The 17,823-nt window shown below is 70.7% G+C and carries 14 protein-coding genes; 8 read left to right on the top strand and 6 right to left on the bottom strand.

The features are described 5' to 3' along the window. The first annotated feature begins 32 nt into the window (after positions 1-32). Positions 33-1,013, top strand: coding sequence for an endonuclease/exonuclease/phosphatase family protein (locus tag ACIA1L_RS30005; RefSeq protein ID WP_396076378.1), 981 nt, complete (start codon positions 33-35; stop codon positions 1,011-1,013). Between the two features lie 19 nt (positions 1,014-1,032). Here ACIA1L_RS30005 and ACIA1L_RS30000 read toward each other — a convergent pair whose 3' ends face one another. Further along, positions 1,033-1,647, bottom strand: a complete 615-nt coding sequence (locus tag ACIA1L_RS30000) for a hypothetical protein (RefSeq protein WP_396076377.1) — start codon at positions 1,645-1,647, stop codon at positions 1,033-1,035. Positions 1,648-1,805: 158 nt separating this feature from the next. Here ACIA1L_RS30000 and ACIA1L_RS29995 point away from each other — a divergent pair, with 158 nt between their 5' ends. Then, positions 1,806-3,749, top strand: a complete 1,944-nt coding sequence (locus ACIA1L_RS29995) for a S8 family serine peptidase (protein WP_396076376.1) — start codon at positions 1,806-1,808, stop codon at positions 3,747-3,749. 192 nt (positions 3,750-3,941) lie between these two features. Continuing rightward, positions 3,942-5,303 (top strand): M14 family zinc carboxypeptidase, encoded by a 1,362-nt coding sequence (locus ACIA1L_RS29990; RefSeq protein WP_396076375.1) that lies wholly within the window; start codon positions 3,942-3,944, stop codon positions 5,301-5,303. Here ACIA1L_RS29990 and ACIA1L_RS29985 read toward each other — a convergent pair. Next, complete coding sequence (locus ACIA1L_RS29985) at positions 5,239-5,838, bottom strand: DUF2267 domain-containing protein (RefSeq protein WP_396076374.1); 600 nt, start codon at positions 5,836-5,838, stop codon at positions 5,239-5,241. The two genes, ACIA1L_RS29990 and ACIA1L_RS29985, sit on opposite strands and share 65 nt — an antisense overlap. A gap of 38 nt (positions 5,839-5,876) precedes the next feature. Between ACIA1L_RS29985 and ACIA1L_RS29980 the strand changes: the two genes are divergently transcribed. Together ACIA1L_RS29980 and ACIA1L_RS29975 are read left to right on the top strand one after the other, a co-directional pair. Next, a complete protein-coding gene (locus ACIA1L_RS29980; RefSeq protein WP_396076373.1) occupies positions 5,877-7,145 on the top strand; it encodes an FAD-dependent monooxygenase in 1,269 nt (422 codons plus the stop codon). Positions 7,146-7,241: 96 nt separating this feature from the next. Then, positions 7,242-7,649 carry a RidA family protein gene (locus tag ACIA1L_RS29975; RefSeq protein ID WP_396076372.1) on the top strand — a complete coding sequence of 136 codons (408 nt, stop codon included), beginning with the start codon at positions 7,242-7,244 and terminating at the stop codon, positions 7,647-7,649. On the opposite strand, the gene ACIA1L_RS29970 is transcribed toward ACIA1L_RS29975, so the two are convergent. After that, a complete protein-coding gene (locus tag ACIA1L_RS29970; RefSeq protein WP_396076371.1) occupies positions 7,646-8,023 on the bottom strand; it encodes a winged helix-turn-helix transcriptional regulator in 378 nt (125 codons plus the stop codon). The two genes, ACIA1L_RS29975 and ACIA1L_RS29970, sit on opposite strands and share 4 nt — an antisense overlap. 118 nt (positions 8,024-8,141) lie before the next feature. Here ACIA1L_RS29970 and ACIA1L_RS29965 point away from each other — a divergent pair, with 118 nt between their 5' ends. After that, positions 8,142-8,813 (top strand): hypothetical protein, encoded by a 672-nt coding sequence (locus ACIA1L_RS29965; RefSeq protein ID WP_396076370.1) that lies wholly within the window; start codon positions 8,142-8,144, stop codon positions 8,811-8,813. A gap of 12 nt (positions 8,814-8,825) precedes the next feature. On the opposite strand, the gene ACIA1L_RS29960 is transcribed toward ACIA1L_RS29965, so the two are convergent. Continuing rightward, entirely contained in the window at positions 8,826-9,284 is a 459-nt protein-coding gene (locus tag ACIA1L_RS29960) for a MarR family winged helix-turn-helix transcriptional regulator (protein WP_396076369.1), read from the bottom strand. Between the two features lie 112 nt (positions 9,285-9,396). On the opposite strand from ACIA1L_RS29960, the gene ACIA1L_RS29955 reads away from it, so the two are divergent. Beyond that, positions 9,397-10,467, top strand: a complete 1,071-nt coding sequence (locus tag ACIA1L_RS29955; protein ID WP_396076368.1) for an alkene reductase — start codon at positions 9,397-9,399, stop codon at positions 10,465-10,467. Positions 10,468-10,522: 55 nt separating this feature from the next. Here ACIA1L_RS29955 and ACIA1L_RS29950 read toward each other — a convergent pair whose 3' ends face one another. After that, a complete protein-coding gene (locus ACIA1L_RS29950) occupies positions 10,523-12,820 on the bottom strand; it encodes an NmrA family NAD(P)-binding protein (RefSeq protein WP_396076367.1) in 2,298 nt (765 codons plus the stop codon). Between the two features lie 154 nt (positions 12,821-12,974). On the opposite strand from ACIA1L_RS29950, the gene ACIA1L_RS29945 reads away from it, so the two are divergent. Then, a complete protein-coding gene (locus tag ACIA1L_RS29945) occupies positions 12,975-16,301 on the top strand; it encodes an ATP-binding protein (protein WP_396076366.1) in 3,327 nt (1,108 codons plus the stop codon). On the opposite strand, the gene ACIA1L_RS29940 is transcribed toward ACIA1L_RS29945, so the two are convergent. Next, positions 16,267-17,553, bottom strand: coding sequence for a PP2C family protein-serine/threonine phosphatase (locus ACIA1L_RS29940; protein WP_396076365.1), 1,287 nt, complete (start codon positions 17,551-17,553; stop codon positions 16,267-16,269). The two genes, ACIA1L_RS29945 and ACIA1L_RS29940, sit on opposite strands and share 35 nt — an antisense overlap. Positions 17,554-17,823: the final 270 nt, after the last annotated feature.

The following is a 17,823-nucleotide window of genomic DNA, read 5'->3' as shown; positions in this document are numbered from 1 at the left end:
TATCGGGGGAAATCATGGTGCGCAGGAGAACGATGCCCGTCCTTGCCGGGGTGCTGGTCATGGGGGTGCTCGCCGGTGTCTCGGCGTTGCGGCCCGCCACACCGCCCCTGCCAACCCACCCCGAACGCGGCCCGGCTCAGATGGAGGCAGCTTCCGATGCGCAGATCCGCGCAGCCAGCTGGAACATCTGCGGCGAGGCGGGCGGCAGTTTCGGAGACGCCGGGTACTGCCCGCACCGCGACGAGCCGGACCGCAAGGTCGGGGCCATCCTGAACCTGGTCAAGGACAAGCAGCTCAACGTGGTGATGCTGCAGGAAGCGTGCTCCGGCCCCTTGGTCGAGGATCAGGAGCACGGCAACGCCAGCATGCTCGATCGGCTCAAGGCGGGTCTCGGCCCCACCTGGTCGGCGGCGTGGGCCGAGATGCCGCGCCCCGGCGGTCGTTCGGACTGCCGCGGAGCGCTCGGCGGCACGCTGAGCGTCGTGGTTGCGGTGCAGGGGAAGATCGTTCAGACGACGCGTAAACCACTTCCGGTGCCGCACGGATCCCGCTCGACGGATCGGTACTCGCAGCCGACCGTCCTCTGTGTTCAGGTGCAGAACTGGCGGACCGAGGTGTGCACGACCCACCTGGTGAACGACGACCTCACTGCCGAGGCGTACGCCGCCGAGCTCGCCGCCCTGACCGATTTCGTGGCGGCCCGGCCCCCCGAATCCCCGCAGGTCATCATCGGCGGTGACTTCAATACCCGACGGTGGGGCAGCTGGCTCAAACCGCTGCACGATCGCTACGACGAGTGCGACGAGCAGGCGTACGGCCCCGGCGACATCGTTCGGCAGCCGACGATCGGGCCGGCGACCGGTGATGGAAAGATCGACTATCTGTTCGCCAACGTCGCCTTCACCGGGTGCGAGGTTCCCGTGAACGGATACCAGAACACGTCGATCACCGCCGTCCCGAACGGGATCTCGGATCACGCGCCGATCGTCGGTTACACGTCGGTGCTGCCCTGATCAACCTCGCCACACCGCGCTAGGCCATGAAGCGGGCCCGGCGGCGTACGGCCAGCACGCCGGCCATTCCTGCGCCGAGCGACAGCAGGCCGAGGCCGCCGAGCCAGCCCGCCGTGGGCCCGGTGGTCGGCAGGTCCCCACGGCCGGACACGACGTGGACCTGGCTGCGGCCGGTGATCGACGCCAGCCCGTCGGCGGAGAAGGTGATCGTGACCGTGCCGGTGTTCCCGGCCTGCGCGGTCTTGGCAGCTTTCACCTCGACGGGCAGGTACGCCTCGACCGTCTCGCCCTCGAACGAAAGCCCGCGCGGGTCGGTGCACACCACCCGGGTCCGCGACGGCGTCGTGCACTCCCCACCGCCGATCTCGCTCGGCACGAGCCGGACGCCAGCAACCCCACTCAGGTCGTAGCTGACCTTGACGCCGGTGAGCTTGATCTCCTTGGTGGACCACAGGCTCGGACCCAGCGGGTCGATGGCGGTGCCGCCCACCGGCACCTTGACGTCGGGGAAGCCGGCCGAAATCGGGTCGCCCCGCTTGATCCCGTCGGCCCAGGCTGGCCCGGCTCCGACAGCCAGCAGCGCGCCGACCGCTCCCGCCACGCCCGCCAGGCGCCGCGCGTACCGATGCTGCATGCCGTTGTCTCCCCCGCCGAGGTGCATCAAGTTGACGCAGCGTAACCAGAGCGGTAGGAGGTTCCGCCGGTGAACACACCGAAAGGCCACCGAAAGGACACGTCGACATAGTGACGGGCCGCAGCGGTGGGCTGCGATGACGTTTCTTGGGAGGACCCTTGCGTACCCGTCTGCTCATTCCGCCTCTGCTCTGCGTCGCGCTCGCGGTGGCCGGTTCCGGTCCCGCCCAGGCGGCGCCGCTCGGGGACAGCCCTGCGGGCACTTACCTGGTCCAGCTGGCCGGCGACCCGCTGGCTACCTATGCCGGCGGCGTTCAGGGAATCCCGGCGACCCGCGCCTCGAGTGGTCGACTCGATGTGGAGAGCGGACCGGCTCAGGCGTACCGGGATCAGCTGCGCCAGCAGCGGCAGGCGGTGTTGCGCAAGGCCGGGCTGGCCGAGAAGCGGGTGCTGGCCGAGTATCAGACGGTCTACAACGGGTTCGCTGTTCGGCTCACCGATCGGGAGTCCGCCCGGCTGCGGACCACCGCGGGAGTGGTCCGGGTGGTCCGCAGCGTCCCCCGCAAGGCCGCGGCGACACCACCGGAGACGCTCGGCCTCAGTGGCGAGGCCGGCGCGTGGCAGCAGCACTTCGGGGGCAGCGGGACTGCGGGTGCGGGCACCATCATCGGTGTGATCGACAGCGGGATCTGGCCGGAGAACGAGACCTTCGCCCCGCTGCCGGAGCCGCGACCGGACCAGGCGGTCATCGACGCGAAGTGGCGCGGCGACGATTGCCGTCAGCAGACCGGCCCTGATCCGGTGCCCTGCACCAACAAGATCATCGGCGCCCGGACGTTCAGTGCCGGCTTCCCGGACGGCCTGCCGCCGCAGGAGTACGCGACCGCGCGGGACCGTAACGGCCACGGATCGCACGCGGCGTCGGTCGCCGCCGGAAACCACGACGTGGCGGTGACCACCGCGGCCGGCAAGAGCCTCGGCCTCATCAGCGGCATGGCACCGGCCGCCCGCATCGCCGTCTACAAGGCGGTGTGGCATCGGCAGGACTGGCTGGCGATGGGCGAGACCGTTGACCTGGTGGCCGCGATCGAGCAGGCCGTGCTCGACGGCGTGGACGTGATCAACTACTCGGTCAGCAACGGCGGGGGCACGGCACTGACCGCCGAGGACGTGGCAATGTTCAACGCCGCGGCCGCCGGAGTCTTCGTCGCCGCGGCCGCTGGCAACGACGGCCGACCGGGTTCGGTGGGCAACACCATGCCGTGGGTGACCACGACCAGCGCCACCGACCGCAACACCACCAAGGTCGACACCCGGTCGTCGATCGGGCCGGTCGCGATCAACGGCGCCAACCTCGGCAAGCCGGATCTGGCCGGTCCGGGTGACGGCATTGTCGGTGCCTGGTCGCCGGTGGCTTACAACAACGAGAAATGGCTCACGTACGGCGGCACGTCGATGGCCAACGCCCACGTCGCCGGCCTCGCCGCGCTGATCCGCCAGAAGCACCCGGACTGGTCCCCCGCGGCGGTCCGGTCGGCGCTGATGACGACCGCCCGGCAGACAGCGCCGTCCGGCGAGCCGATCACCTTCGGCACGCAGGGACCCGCCAACGCCCTGCACTTCGGCGCCGGGGTCCCCCGCGCCGACCAGGCGGTGAACCCGGGCCTGGTCTTCGACTCCACCCCCGCCCAATGGCTGCAGTACGTGTGTGGGATCGGCCTCGGCGCGCAGTTCGACACGTTCGCCACCGGTCGAAGCGCTGAGGCGTGCGCCGCCGGCGAGAAGCTCGACCCGAGCGACCTCAACTACCCGTCGATCGCCATCGGCGCGCTCGGCGAGTCCCGAACCGTCACCCGTACGGTCACCAACGTGTCCGCCGCCGACAGCGTCTACACCGCCGCGGTGCAGGCTCCCAGCGGTACGACCGTGACCGTGACTCCGAACCGGCTGACGCTGGCCCCGGGGGCGTCGGCGACGTTCACCGTGCGGATCGAGCGCGCCGGCCCGAGTGAGGGCGACTTCACCCACGGGGCGCTGTCCTGGACCGACTCGGCCGGGCACGTGGTGCGGAGCCCAGTGACGGTCGGCACTTCGGCGAGCTGACAGCTCCGCCCGGCCCGGAGAGTTCCTCCGGGCCGGGTGCGGCTTGGGTTGGCAGTTTCACCGACAACCCCCGATCAGTGCCGAGGTGCTGGTCGGGGGTCTTCATGGTTGACGGTACGGACAATATCGATGATTGTGAATAACTAGCGGCCTTGCCATGACGGCGGGGCTACCATCACGATCGAGGTGCCGATGACCAGGTCCCCGCTGCCGCGCCGGTCGCGCGTCCGCAGACTGCTCGCCGCCGGAACAGTCGTCCTGCTAGCCCTGCTCGGCCCCGGGCTGGTGCCCGGCAGCGCCGCCGCCGACCCGACCCCGGCGATCCCGGCGTACTACACCGTCACATCAGCGGCCACGACCAACGGCGGCCTGGCTGCCGACCTCACCCAGCGCGGCTACGACGTGCTGGAAGGCGCCATGACCAACGGCGTGCCGATCCTGGCGACGGCCGCGGAGGCCCAGCGGCTCCGCCAGCGCGGGTTGACCGTGCGCTACGCGGCCCCGCTGCACGAGCCGGTGCCGGCGTCGTTCCGGGCCGCTGCCGACACGTACTACGGTGGCTACCACACCGTGGCCGGGCACAAGGCGCACAACCAGCAGGTCGCGACGGTTCACCCCGACCTCGTCGTCCTGCGCACCATCGGCCAGTCGTGGCTGAAGACCCAGGGCCGCGGCGGGCACGACATACAAGCGCTGTGCATCACGAAAATTCGCACCGGGGACTGCGCGGCGAACACCAGCGGCACCAAACCGAAGTTCACCCTGATGGCCCAGATGCACGCCCGGGAACTGGCGACCGGCGAGCTCGCGTACATGTGGATCGATTATCTGGTGAACAACTACGGCTCGAATGCCGAGGTGACGCGGCTGCTGGACACCACCGAAATGTGGGTCATCCCGATCGCCAACCCGGACGGCGTGGACATCGTGTCGTCGAACTCAACTCGGCCCGTCTCGCAGCGCAAGAACGCCCACGACAACGGCTGCTCCGGCACCGGCCGCGGCGTCGACCTGAACCGCAACTCCAGCTACAAGTGGGACGTCCGGCAGGGCACCAAGTGCAGCGAGACCTATCCGGGCACGAGCGCGGCCAGTGAGCCCGAGACGCAGGGCATCCAGAACTTCCTGTCCAGCATCTACCGCGACACCAAACCCACCGCCGACTTCTCGGCGGCGACCACCGCCACCACCGGCACGTTCCTCACCCTGCACAGCTTTTCCGAGCTCAACATCTATCCGTACGGGTGGACCAACTCGCTCGCGCCGAACAACAACGACCTCCGCACCATCGCGACGGCCATGGCACAGTCCAACCGGTACGACGTGGTCCACGGTGACGGCGGTCTGAACTACTTCGCGCCCGGAGCCACCGACGACTGGATCTACGGCACGCTCGGTGTCCCCGGCTACACCATCGAGGTGGGACCGAGCAGCTCGAGTTGCAGCGGCTTCTTCCCGCGCTACACCTGCATGCCGTCCTTCTGGAACCTCAACCGGCCGGCGTTCCTGACTCTGGCGAACGCGGCGACGCGTCCGTACCCGACCGGGAACTGACGACACGGCGGCCCGGCCGCGACACCTCGGACCTGCCGATCGTCAAGGCGGGAAGGGACCGCGGCCGGGTGGCCTCCGGCTCGACGCCCAGGGCGGCGGCGCCGAATGCGGGGAAGTGGGTCCGCAGGCGCGGGGCCGGATCGTCCCCACGAGCCGAGAACAGCGCACGGAGCTCGGCGGGCAGCAAGGGGCAAAGTGAGGCGGGCGTGACACCGCGGCAGTGCCGGTTGAGTTGCGCGAAGACGACCCGGCTCAGGAAGGCAGCGTCCGGCTCGGTGACGTTCAGGCGCTGCGCAACGCGGCTGAGCAGAGCACGAAGCGCGTCTCCGGCCGGGTGCCGCGGCCCATCGCCGTCAGCAGCCAGCCGGACGGCGGCGAGGTCGGCGGGAAGCTGGGCGACGATCTCCTCGACCGTCCTGTCCGGTACGAACTGCCGGCACGTGTCCAGGACGACCGCGATGACCCGCCGCGCTTCGTTGGGTCCGTGCAGTCGAGCGCGGGTCCGTACCTGATGGACCAGATCGTTGCGGTACATGGTGGTGCCCTTCTCCGCCGATCGAAGGAACGGCCGGGATGGATGCGATACCCGGGGTGGAAACGGCGAAACGTGACGGGCATGACTGTCGCGCCCGGCGGGAATACGACGGCATGATTTCGGTCCTCATCTCGGGCGCGGGTGTCGCCGGCCTCGCCGCCGCGTACTGGTTCGATCGATTCGGCGCGGACGTCACGGTCGTCGAGCGCGCCGGGGCACTGCGGACGTCCGGGCAGAACGTGGACGTCCGGGGCGCCGGCCGGGAAGTGATCCGCCGGATGGGGCTGGACGACCGAGTCGCGGCCGCCAGCACCGGCGAGGTGGGAACCCGTTTCCTCGACGCCCGGGGCCGCACGGTCGCCGAGTTCCCGGCCGGCACCAGCGACACGGACGGCGCCACCGCCGAACGGGAGATCCTGCGCGGGCAGCTCGTCGCGACCCTCGACGACGCGGCCGGTCACCGCATCGAGCGGAGCTACGGCGACAGCATCACGGCCGTCGCTCAGGACGACGACGGTGTCCGGGTCACCTTCCGCGCCGGCCCACCACGGCGCTTCGATCTGCTGGTGATCGCCGAAGGCATCCGGTCCGCGACCCGCCAGCTGGTCTTCGCCGGTCAGGTCCGAATCCGCGACCTGGGCCAGTACCTCGCCTACGGCGCCATCCCGCGAGTGGCACACGACGATGCCTGGTGGAACTGGCTTCCCGCGGGCCAGGGCCGCGCGGTGATGCTCCGGCCGGACAACGTCGGCATGACCCGCGCTTGTCTAGCCTTTCTCGGACCGCCCGAACAGCTCGAGCAATTGCCACCCGCTCGGCAGCTCGCCAGGCTCCGGGACGTGTTCGCGGACGGGCCCGGAGAAGCGCCGCGCATCCTGGACGCGCTGGCTGCCGACCACAGCGACTTCTACGTCGACCGGGTGGCGCAGATCGACGTGGCGACCTGGTCGGCGGGACGCGTCGTTGTCCTCGGCGACGCTGCCTACTGCGCCGCCCCAGTCAGCGGCATGGGCACAAGCCTCGCGCTCACCGGGGCGTACGTCCTCGCCGGAGAAACCACCACCGGAACGGACCTGGCCGCCGGGCTCCGCCGTTACGAACAGCGGATGCGTCCGTACGTGCGCGAGGCGCAGCACCTTCCACCGGGAGTGCCGTGGATAGCCAATCCGGTCAGCCGCACCGGCCTGGCCCTGCTCCGGACCGCCCTCCGACTGGCGGCGGCTCGCCCCGCGCAGACGCTGGGCAACCTGTTCAGCCCGCCCGCCGACGCTATCGAGCTGCCGCTCTGGCCGGTCCGCCAGCGCTGAGGTCGCGGGCACCGCGGTAACCAAAAAGTGCCTTCTTCCGCGACCCGCTCCACTCTCCTACGGTGACTCGGTAACCAAAAGAGAGAGGCAGCGCTGATGAGTGTGACCTTGGTAAATCCGGCCGGTCTGCCCGACGCAGGCGTCTACCAGCACGTGTCGGTGGCGACGGGCACGAAGCTGGTCCACGTGGCGGGGCAGGTGTCATGGGACGTCGACGGCACAGTGGTCGGTGCGGGAGACCTCGCCGCCCAGGTCGAGCAGTGCTACGTCAACGTGCACACCGCGCTAACCAGCGTCGGAGCGACCTTTGCCGACGTGGTGAAGCTGGTCGTGCACGCCGTCGACTGGGAGCCGGCGAAGATGCCGCAACTGCTCGACGGCATCGCACGGGCAAGGACCCGACTGGGCATCACCGTGAACCCGCCAGCGTCCCTGTTCGGCATCGTCGCGCTGGACGTACCGGAGCATCTGGTCGAGATCGAAGCGACCGCGGTGCTGGACTAACCGCGGCGGCGGGCGGCCTCGATGTGTCCCAGGTATTGCTGGGTCCAGCCGCAGATGCCGTCGACGACGGCGCGGAGGGCGTCGCCCGCCTCCGTCAGGGAGTATTCGACGCGCGGCGGAATCGTGGGGTACACCGTCCGGTCGATCAGGCCGTTGCGCTCCAGCATGCGCAGATTCTGGGTGAGCATCTTGTGGCTGATCCCGCCGATGCTGTCGCGGAGCTCGCTGAATCGCATGGTGCGCTGTCCGAGGAACTCGACGATGAGAAAAGCCCACTTGTTCGCGATGTCAGCGAAGATCTCCCGCGCCAGCGAGTCGGCCCTCGCCAGGTCGGCCTCGGGTGGCAGCGCCGCAATCTCGTCCCTCGTTCCCACCGGGTCACTCTCCCCCAGGTCCCTAGTCACCGCAAGAGACCGACACTGCCCAGCTCCGACAGTCGGCGATCCGGATGTTTCGGCCAGTCACCGGGTGCTCGATCGTTAACGTCGGGAGGTGGCACTGAGCAAGAGAATCGAACGTTCGGCGTCCTTCTTCGCGCTGGCGGCGCTCGTCGCGCTCGCTGGAGCGGCGGGCTGGCGGGGACACGTCCAGCACCGGGATGTGCAGCAGCGGGTCGCGGCCGTGGAGACGCTTCGGGACGACGTGCAGCTGATGCGGTTCCACGCCGCGGATGTGACCGGGTGGCAGGCCTTGTCGGTCGCCGACACCGGGGCGTACGGCTTCTCCTACCTCAAAGACGCGGAGGCGTACAACCGGCAGGGCTTCGCGGATGCCAAGGCCGAGATCTACGAGCTGCTCGCCGCCACACACACCCAGCACATGACCGCCGCGGAACTTGAGGCGTTCGCCAGAATCGAGCCCGCCTGGAACACCTTCTTCTCCTGGGACGACAGACTCATGCAGTGGCTCGCCGCCGACAACCAGGCCTCCCGGGCGAAGGTCATGGACAGCATCAACGGCGGAGAGGCGTCCGATTCGTACGGCGACATCCTGCACCTCACCGAGGACCTGGAGCAGTCGGTGGCAAGCCGTGCCACGAAACTGCACTCCGACGCCGCCTCGGTGGGTGCGTTCAGCCTGACGGTGCTCGCCGCCCTACTAGGGGCAGCGTTCGTGCTCGCCCTCGTCATGGGCCTCCGGTTCACCCTTCGCGCTGACCCGTGAGCCCGGAGCGCTTCAGCAGAAGCCGCCGGTGTGCGCGGACGGCGGGGTGCCGTCGCCGTGCAGCCGCTCGAGCAGCGGGGTCAGGACCCGGCGCTCGTCGTCGGTGAGGCGGCGCAGCAGGATGTGCCGGTCGGCGACCGCCGCGGCGACCTGGTCGCGGACGGCGCGGCCCGCGTCGGTGAGGGCGAGCAGCTTGACGCGGCGGTCCTCGCCGGGCACCCGGGTCAGCAGGCCCCGCTCTTCAAGCTGGTCGGCCAGGCTGGTGATGTAGGACCGGTCGCACCGCAGCTCACAGGCCAGGTCGCGCATCGGCACCGGCTCGGTGAGCCCGATGATGGCTCGGGCCAGCGGCACGGACAGACCCAGTGCTGTCACTGTCTCGGAGAAGTCGGCTTTGGCCTGCTCGACGATGCCGATCAGCAGGCCGGCCAACCGCTCCGCCTCCGCGAGCCGGACGTCGTGGTCTGTCACGTTCCCCACATTACTACGTCGACTAAATAGTTGAGCTACTCACGCATTGCCCCTATCGTGAATTACGTGAGCCGCTCAACTATCGAGTGGACAACAAGTGAGGAGCAGGATCATGACCGCTGCGTTCACGCCGTACCCGCTGGGCGACCGCCAGCTCGCCAACCGGGTCGTCATGGCTCCGATGACCCGCAGCCGCGCGTACGGGCCCGGGACGTCCCCCACCGAGCTCATGGCGACCTACTACGCCCAGCGCGCCAGCGCCGGCCTGATCATCACCGAGGGCGTCCAGCCGTCGGTCGTCGGCCAGGGCTACCCCGACACCCCCGGCCTGCACAGCGCCGAGCAGGTCGAAGCGTGGCGCAAGGTCACGGATGCTGTCCACGAGCGGGGCGGAGTGATTTTCGCGCAGCTCATGCACAGCGGCCGAGTCAGCGACCCCGAGCTGCTGCCCGGCGACCTCGTCCCGGTCGGGCCGTCCGCCGTCGCCGCGCGAGGCGAGCTCTACACCCGCAACGGCCCCAAGCCGTTCTCGACGCCGCACGCACTGACCGAGGCGGAAATCGGCGCGACCATCGCGGACTTCGTCCAGGCCGCCCGCAACGCCATCGCCGCCGGATTCGACGGGGTCGAGGTGCACGGCGCCAACGGCTACCTGATCCACCAGTTCCTGTCGACAAACGCCAACCAGCGCACCGACGGCTGGGGCGGCTCGATCGAGGGACGCGTACGTTTCGCGGTCGAAGTCACCACCGCCGTGGCCGCGGCGATCGGCGGCGACCGGGTCGGGCTGCGCATCTCCCCCGGAAACGGTCTGCAGGACCTCGTCGAGGACGACCTGGAGCTGACCTACAAGAGCCTGGTCACCGGCATCGCCGGGCTCGGCCTCGCCTACCTGCACATCTCGGAGGCACCGGGCCGCCGGGAACTCACCGCGGAACTGCGCGGCCAGTGGCCCGGCACCCTGATCCTCAACCCCGACACCCTGCCGAACCCGACCGGCCCCGAGGCGCTGGCATTGCTCGACGACGGCACCGCCGACCTGATCTCCTTCGGAGCGTTGTTCCTCGCCAACCCGGACCTGCCCGCTCGGCTGGCGGCGGGCGGCCCGTTCAGCGCCCCCGACCGTGCCGGCTTCTTCGGCGGCGACCACCGCGGCTACACCGACTACCCCACGCTGGCCTAGCCGACGCGGACCGCGGGCGTGCGGCACCTGCCCACGCCCGCAGCACCGCCGAAGGTCAGCCAGCCGCGAAGGGGATGGCCGAGGCGTTCTTCACCAGCCAGGTCTCGAAGTCCTGCAGGCCCGGGTGCCGCTCCCGGCTGGCCGCGAGGGGCCGCAGTGCCAGGTTCTCCGCGTTGTGCTCGGTGATGAACTGGAACATCGATCCCAGGTCGTCGGCGCCCGGAAAGCCGAGTGCCCGGAACGCCGCCGCGGTCAGCGGGCGGTAGCGAACCTCCTCCCCCAACGCCCGGGTGAGCGCAGCCGCCAACTGAGATCCCGTGCGGTGATCGCCGGCGATACCGAGCCGCTCCGCGGCCACGGGCGGGCCGGCTCGGAAGATCTCGAAGGTGCTGACGCCGATGTCGGCGACCGCGATACCCGGCAGCGCGGCATCAGCCAGGGGCAAGGTGAGCTCCAGGACGCCATCCGCTCCGCGCTGCGGCCCGAGACCCAGGTAGATCATGTTCTCCCAGTAGAACGAGGAAACCAGGAGGGTCGTGGGCACGCCCGCGTCGATGAAGTACTGATCCGCCTGCGCCTTGCTGTCCATGTGCGGCACCCGATAGCGCCCCGAGTCCTCCAGCGTGGACCAGACGGCATGCCGTACGCCGGCCTCGGCCGCGGCGGCAGCGAGGTTGGCCGCCTGGCTCTTCTCCCGATCGGCGTCGAAGTGCTCCCAGAAGTTGGTCAGGCAGAACGCGCCGTACGCGCCGTCGAACGCGGCCACCAGGCTCGGCTTGTCGTCCAGGTCGGCTCGGACCACCTCCACGCCGAGGGCAGCGAGCTGCCGCGCGGCGGCTGAAGACGGATCACGGGTGATGGCCCGCGGCACGAGGCCGCTGTCCGGATTCCCCAGAATCGCCCGGACCAGCGCGCCACCCTGCGCGCCGGTGGCACCGGTCACGGCGATGACCCGACGCTCGACCGCCCCGGTGCGGAGCGGCCGGTTGCTCCGGATCACGGCCTGCGGGTCAACTCGCGCCTTCACCGCACGCAGCCGGGCCAAAGCGGCAGCCGAGAAGGCGCGCGCCGGGTCGTCGTCGGCGCCGAGGAAATTGAACGGGGTGCGACCGGTGAGTCGGCCGGACATCGCGCGGGTGATCGAGGCAAAGACGCCCCGAATGCGGGCGGCCACCTCGCAGCTCACCGGGACGGCGAGGGCAGCCAACTGGTACGGCTCCTCGATGGCACCGGCCGGGCCATCGTCAGCTGCCCCGCGTCGCAACGCCCCGCCCAGGTGCCGCACCTGCACGACGTCGAGAACGAGGTCCGCGCCGTCCGTGACGGCACCGAGCAAGGCCACAATGGCCGCGTCGTCGAAGCCGTCGAGCAGCCCGCTCTGTTCGCTGACCGGCAGCGGGTCGACCGGCTCGGCGCAAATGCCACCAAGGTCGGCCAGCGCCACAGTGCCGAGCGTGTCCAGCATGGGGCTTGGCAAGGTGCGCAGAGGTGCGAGCAGGGCCTCAGCCTGCTCGGCGCTGCCGAGATAGGACAGGTCGACGGTCACGAAGCTACCGCCGCGCAACGGCTCGGGAACCTCCGGCACCGGGGGCAGGCGCAGCAGGTGCGCCCACAGCGTGAGCTCGTCCGGCGCACTGCGGGTGATCTCCCCGAACGCTTGGAGGACCGGGCGGGCCAGGGCTGCCGGCCACAGCAGTCGGCCGCCGTACACGTGGGCCGCCGGGTGCAGGGCGAACTCCATCGCGGTGACGATGCCGAAGTCGCCGCCACCGCCGCGGATCGCCCAGAACAGCTCGGGATCACTGGCGGCGGTGACCCGGCGGAGCCGGCCCGTGGCGTCGACCAGGTCCACCGCTCGGACGCTGTGCGCAGCCAGCCCGTACGCCCGACCGAACCAGCTCAGCCCACCACCCAGGGTGAAGCCGACGACGGAGGTGTCGGGGCTGCTGCCGGCCAGCCCGGTCATTCCCGTGCCGGTGAGCGCGGTCAGCAACTCCCCCCACTTCACGCCGGCGCCGACCCGGGCGATCCCGGCGTCGAGGTCGATCACCAGCTCCGACAACTCCCGGGTGCGCAGCAAAACCGTACCGTCGACGGCGGTCGTGGCGCCGTGCCCGACCGGCTGTGCCGCGACGGCCCACCGGTGCCGGGCGGCCCAGCTGACCGCGGCAACCACGTCCTGTTCGTCGGTCACGGTCACCACCGCGGCGGGCCGCTGGTCCACCGAGCGGATCCAGCCGAGCCGCAGCTCGTCGAAGGACGGGTCGCCGGGCAGCACGACCTGCCCTGGCAGCAGAGCGGCGAGTTCACGGAGTGCCTGCGGGGGGCCATCGGTGTGCGGGGTCTCAGACATGGTGGATCGCTCTCTTTCACGGGTAGGTCTCGCTGCGATGGCCGAACTGTGGCCGCACCCGCTGACCGTCCGCTTAGCCGTCGCCGGTCCCGCGCTTACCGTCCGCTTATCACCGCGCCGAAGGCGCTCGGTGCGGTGCGATAGGTTCGCCGGCATGGCGATCACGTTCCGCACCCTCGGGGGGATTCGCCTCGGAGCCGATGGCGCCGAAATCCGGATCCGGGGCCGGCGGGAACGGGCTGTGCTCGCCCTGCTGCTGGCCGCCCGCCGGCAGGTGGTTTCCGTCGACCGACTGATCGAGGACGTGTGGGGAGCCGACGCAGGCGACAGCACCCCGGGTTCCCTCCAGGTCGCCATCAGCCGGCTCCGCACACTCATCGAGCCGGAGCGGGCCAAAGGCGCCGAACCGGCGGTGCTGGTCACCGCCGGCTCCGGCTACGCCCTGCTGGCGGCACCGCACAGCGTCGACCTCGAACGGTTCGCCGAGCTGGTCGTGCGAGCCGACGCCGCGCTGACAGCCGACCAGCCGGACGACGCGCTGCGGCACTGCGACGAGGCCGCGACGCTGTGGACCGGCCCGCCGTTCGGCGACATCCTGGACTGCGACCTGATCCGGGCCGAGACGGTCCGGCTGCAGGACCTGCGGCTCCAGGCATACGAGTTTCGCGCGCAAGCATTGCTGACCCTGGGCCGGCACGGATTGGTCACCGGCGAGCTGGAGGCGCTCGTCCTGGCTCACCCATTTCGGGAGCGGTTCTGGGAGCTGTTGGCCCTGGCTCTCTACCGCTGTGGCCGACCGGCCGACGCCCTGGAAACCCTGCGTCGGGCACGCGAGGTGCTGGCGGAGGAGCTGGGCATCGACCCGTCGCCGGCCCTGCGCCGGCTCGAGGCTGACGTGCTCGCCCACACCGTGGGCGGGAGGCCGGCGACTGAAACGCCGCTCGCCTCGTCGAACCCACTGTCGACCGCCGCCGGGTTGATCGGGCGAACCGAGCTGATCGACGACCTGTCAGCCGCTCTCGCCCGGGCGCTTGCCGGCCGCGGCGAAACCGTGCTGATCAGCGGTGAGGCCGGCATCGGTAAGACCAGACTGGTCACCGAGCTGGCGACGATCGCGACCGCGCAGGGAGCCCGGGTGCTGTGGGGGCGGTGCCACGAGGCCGATTTCTCGCCCGCTTTCTGGCCGTGGTTGCCGATTCTGCGGGAGCTGGGACCGGTACGCCCCGGGTCGCCGGTCGCCGCGCTCCTCTCCCCGGCCGGGCTGCCTCCCGGTGTCGACGCGGGCTCGGCCGAGCTGCGCACGTACGACGCTGTTTCGGCTGCGCTGGCCGGCAGTGCGGCCGAAACTCCGCTCCTGGTCGTGGTGGACGATCTGCAGTGGGCGGACACGTCGTCGCTGCGGCTGCTGGCGTATGCCGCCGAGGCGCTGCGCGGCGACCGTGTCCTGCTCGTCTGCACCCTGCGCGAGCCGATGGACACCAGGTCCGCGCTGCAGACCTGCCTGGGCGCGCTCGGCCGGTTGCAGACTCCGCGCCTCCGGCTGCACGGGCTGACCCCCGAGCAGGTCCGCAGGCTGGTTGCCGAGCTGGGCGGCGGTCGCGCCGATGATGACCTGGCCGCGGTCGTCGCCGAGCGTACGGACGGCAACCCGTTCTTTGTGATCGAGCTGGTCCGGCTGTTGGTAGCGCAGCAACGGCTGCACGGCACCGGCGCCCGGGACGTGCCGGCGCCGCACAGCATTCAGGACGTGCTGCGCCTGCGGCTGGCCGCGCTGTCCGAGCCGACCGGTCAGCTGTTGCGCACGGCCGCGGTCATCGGGCGCCGCTTCGACCTCGACCTGGTCAGCGAGGTGTCCGGCACGCCGCTCGATGCGGCCGTGGAGTTGCTGGACGAGGCGGTCCGTGGCGCCTGCGTCGAGGAGGGCGAGCGGCCGGGCCGATATCGATTCACCCACGCCCTGGTCCGCGAAACGCTGGTGGGCTCGGTGTCGCTGACCCGCCGAGGGCTGCTGCACGCCGCCATCGCGGTCGCTTTGGAGCCCCGGCTGCGGCAGGACCCGGACCTGGTGACCGCGGTGGCGCATCACTTCGTCCTCGGCGCGGCCATCCGGCCGGAGCTGGCCGAGCGCGCGGTCGGGCACGCGATGGCGGCAGCCCGCTCGGCCGAACGGCGGGGCGCGCTGGACGATGCCCTCGAGCAATGGGAACTTGCCATGCGGGCCGAGACATGCACGCCGCTGCCGGACGACCGTCGCCGCTACGAGGTCCTGCTCGGCCTCGGACGGGCCCGGCATCGGCGCGGCGAGGTGGCCGGCTCCCGCGAGGCGCTGGACGCGGCCGTCGCCATCGGCCGCGAACTCGACGACATCGTGCTGATCGCCGAGGCCGCCTCCAGCTTCCGCGGCGCCGGCGTGTGGCGCTGGCGGGAAGTCGGCCCGGGCGACGAGGCGATGATCGCCGTCCTTCGCCAGTGCGCTGCGGCGTTGCCGTCCGGGCCGCTGCTTGCCCGCGTACTCGCCAGCCTGTCCATGGAGCTGACGCACGAATGGTGCTCCCCGGAAGCGGCGGCGATCGCCGAGCGGGCCATCGACCTGGCCCGGCCGATCGGCGACACCGGACTGTTCGCTGACGTGGTCGCGATGCACATGCTCGTGCTCATGGGCCGCCCCGGGTCGGCGCACGAGCGACTGCGCCTGGCCGCCGAGGTGCTCGAGCTACCACTCTCGGCGGAACAGGAGTTGTACGCCCGCTTCGGCGCGGCCACAGCCCACCTCCAGCGAGGTGACCCCGACGCCGCCGACCGGGAGATGACCCGATGCACCGAACTGGCCCGGCGCTTACGGCATTCCGGGGCCGACGTACCGATCGCCTGGTGGCGGTTCTATCGGGCGGTGGCGAGCGGCGACGAGACACTGATAGCCCGGATGGCGGACGAGGCTAGCGACCGGCACCACCGCAGCCAGATCGTTGCCCTGCCGGAGATCACCGCGATGGCCCGGCGGGAGCGCACCGGACCGGATGCGCCCGTCCAGGCGGACGACGTCGCCCTCGCCACCGGCAACGCCAACCCCGTCTTCCGGTCGTTCGTCGCCGCAGCGCTGGCGCGAACCGGCCGAGTCTCCGAAGCCGTCGCTGTGCTGGGCGCGCCGACGCCCGCCGAGCACTGGCACTACTCATCCATGTACGCGGACTGCTTGCGCGTGGAGGTCCTCGCTGCCGCCGGCCGGAGTCCTGAGCTGCGCGCAGCTCTCCAGCAGATCGAGCCGTGGCACGACGAGTACGCGATCGCCGGCTCGACGGACTACCTCGGCTCGGTGGAGTACTTCATCGGCCGCGGCCGCGAGGCCTTGGGTGACCTCGACGGCGCGCGGGCTGCCTACCACCGCGCGGTGGAACGCAACCGGGCCGCCCGGGTCATCGGTTGGCTGCGGCGCGCGGAGCAGCGACTCAGGTCGGTGAAGTTCGCTCAGGACGCGACCTGAGCCCACCGCCAGGCTGCCGGATCACGTCGCTTGGGTCCGGCTGACCACCGGGCAGGCGCCGAACAACCAGGATAGCGGCGTCGTCCTCGGGCTGTTCGGCGCCGGTTCCGGTCAGCGCCTGGGCGCAGATCGACTCTGCGGGCGCCGCAACCGTGCAGTTGCGGAGGCGTTCCAGGCCATCGTCGATGAGCTGTCCGCGCCGCTCCACCAGGCCGTCGGTGTAGCAGACGAGGGCGGCGCCCGGCGTCAGTTCGATGCTGGTGCTGCGGCGGGGCCGCTGCGGACGACCGACGCCGAGGGGCGGGTCGATCGGCAGGGCGGTCAGCCGCGCCGGCCGGTCCGGCTCGGCGAGCACCGGTGGCAGATGGCCGGCCGAGGACACGACGACCTCGGTCCGGTCGGGGTCGATCATGGCGTAGAGGGCGGTGGTGAGGCTGCCCGCCTCGAAGTGCCGAACCTTGTGGTCGAGCAGCGTCAGGGCCTCGGCCGGGTCGTCGCAGATCAGCGCGTACGAGCGCAGTGCACTGCGCACCCGGCCCATGACGATGGCTGAGGCGAGGCCGTGGCCGGAGACGTCACCGATGACCACGCCCAGCCAGCCGGAGGGCAGGGTGAAGACGTCGTACCAGTCGCCGCCGATGCCGAAGTCGTGTCCGGGCACATACCGGGCCGCAAGGTCGAGGCCGGGCAGGTGCGGCAGTCGCTCGGGTAGCAGGCTGCGTTGCAGGGCCACGGCGGCGGCTTGGTCTCCGCGGTGGGAGCGGATCTGCGCCGCGCTGCTCACCCGGTCAGCCACGACTTGGAGCAGTCGTACGTCGTCGTCGGTGAACCGGCGCGGGTGCAGTGTGCCGACGTGCAGGACGCCGATGACGTCGTCGCCGGCGAACAGCGGCACACCGAGCAGGGAGCGGATGCCCTTGGCGAGCAGCACCGGGCTGACGACGTCGGAGGCGGTGACCTCGTCGAGGACGACCGGGCCCCGCTCGCGGGCGACCCGCCCGGAGAAGCCCCGACCCACGGAAATGCGCAAGCCCTGGGCGACTTCGTCTTCGAGGCCGCGGGCGGCGGTCGCCACGAGTTGCCGGGCATGTGCGTCGACCAGCATGACCGCCGCGGTGTCGGCGTCCAGCAGGCTGACCACCCGGTCGAGCAGCTCCTCGAGAAGGTCGGGCACGTCAAGACGCGACAGCGCGGCATCGGTCACTGCTTCGATGCGGCGTAGTCGTTCGAGGTCGTGCAGGCCTTCGCTCACGAAGGCAGCCTAGACGTACGTAGTTGCCGTATGACAACGGTCTCGGCGCTCCCAGTTCTCTCAACCGGGCCTGTTCGTCGCCGATCCAAGTGCCACCCGTCGTGGGTCGGCGCCAGGGCAACCGGACGGCACCCGTCCAGGTCCTTGGGGTGCACCCCGCGACCGTGAATCTTCTTCCCATGCCCGGCCGACAACGCGGCCGGACAGACTGTGGGGGAGAACAAGATTTTGCGTCGCTCGGCCATCTCGAAGACCGTCCTGTCGCTGACC

Source organism: Actinoplanes sp. NPDC051859 (assembly GCF_044452725.1).
Taxonomy (GTDB): Bacteria; Actinomycetota; Actinomycetes; order Mycobacteriales; family Micromonosporaceae; genus Actinoplanes.
Note: the sequence above shows the minus strand (reverse complement) of the source record. Positions and strands in the feature narration are given on the sequence as shown.

Bases quoted from the DNA above. Each gene is read 5' to 3' on its own strand.
- ACIA1L_RS29985 (WP_396076374.1), bottom strand. From the start codon at position 5,838: ATGTACCGCAACGATCTGGTCCATCAGGTACGGACCCGCGCTCGACTG.
- ACIA1L_RS30000 (WP_396076377.1), bottom strand. From the start codon at position 1,647: ATGCAGCATCGGTACGCGCGGCGCCTGGCGGGCGTGGCGGGAGCGGTC.
- ACIA1L_RS29955 (WP_396076368.1), top strand. From the start codon at position 9,397: ATGACCGCTGCGTTCACGCCGTACCCGCTGGGCGACCGCCAGCTCGCC.
- ACIA1L_RS29950 (WP_396076367.1), bottom strand. From the start codon at position 12,820: ATGTCTGAGACCCCGCACACCGATGGCCCCCCGCAGGCACTCCGTGAA.
- ACIA1L_RS29945 (WP_396076366.1), top strand. From the start codon at position 12,975: ATGGCGATCACGTTCCGCACCCTCGGGGGGATTCGCCTCGGAGCCGAT.
- ACIA1L_RS29990 (WP_396076375.1), top strand. From the start codon at position 3,942: ATGACCAGGTCCCCGCTGCCGCGCCGGTCGCGCGTCCGCAGACTGCTC.
- ACIA1L_RS30005 (WP_396076378.1), top strand. From the start codon at position 33: ATGCCCGTCCTTGCCGGGGTGCTGGTCATGGGGGTGCTCGCCGGTGTC.
- ACIA1L_RS29975 (WP_396076372.1), top strand. From the start codon at position 7,242: ATGAGTGTGACCTTGGTAAATCCGGCCGGTCTGCCCGACGCAGGCGTC.
- ACIA1L_RS29980 (WP_396076373.1), top strand. From the start codon at position 5,877: ATGGATGCGATACCCGGGGTGGAAACGGCGAAACGTGACGGGCATGAC.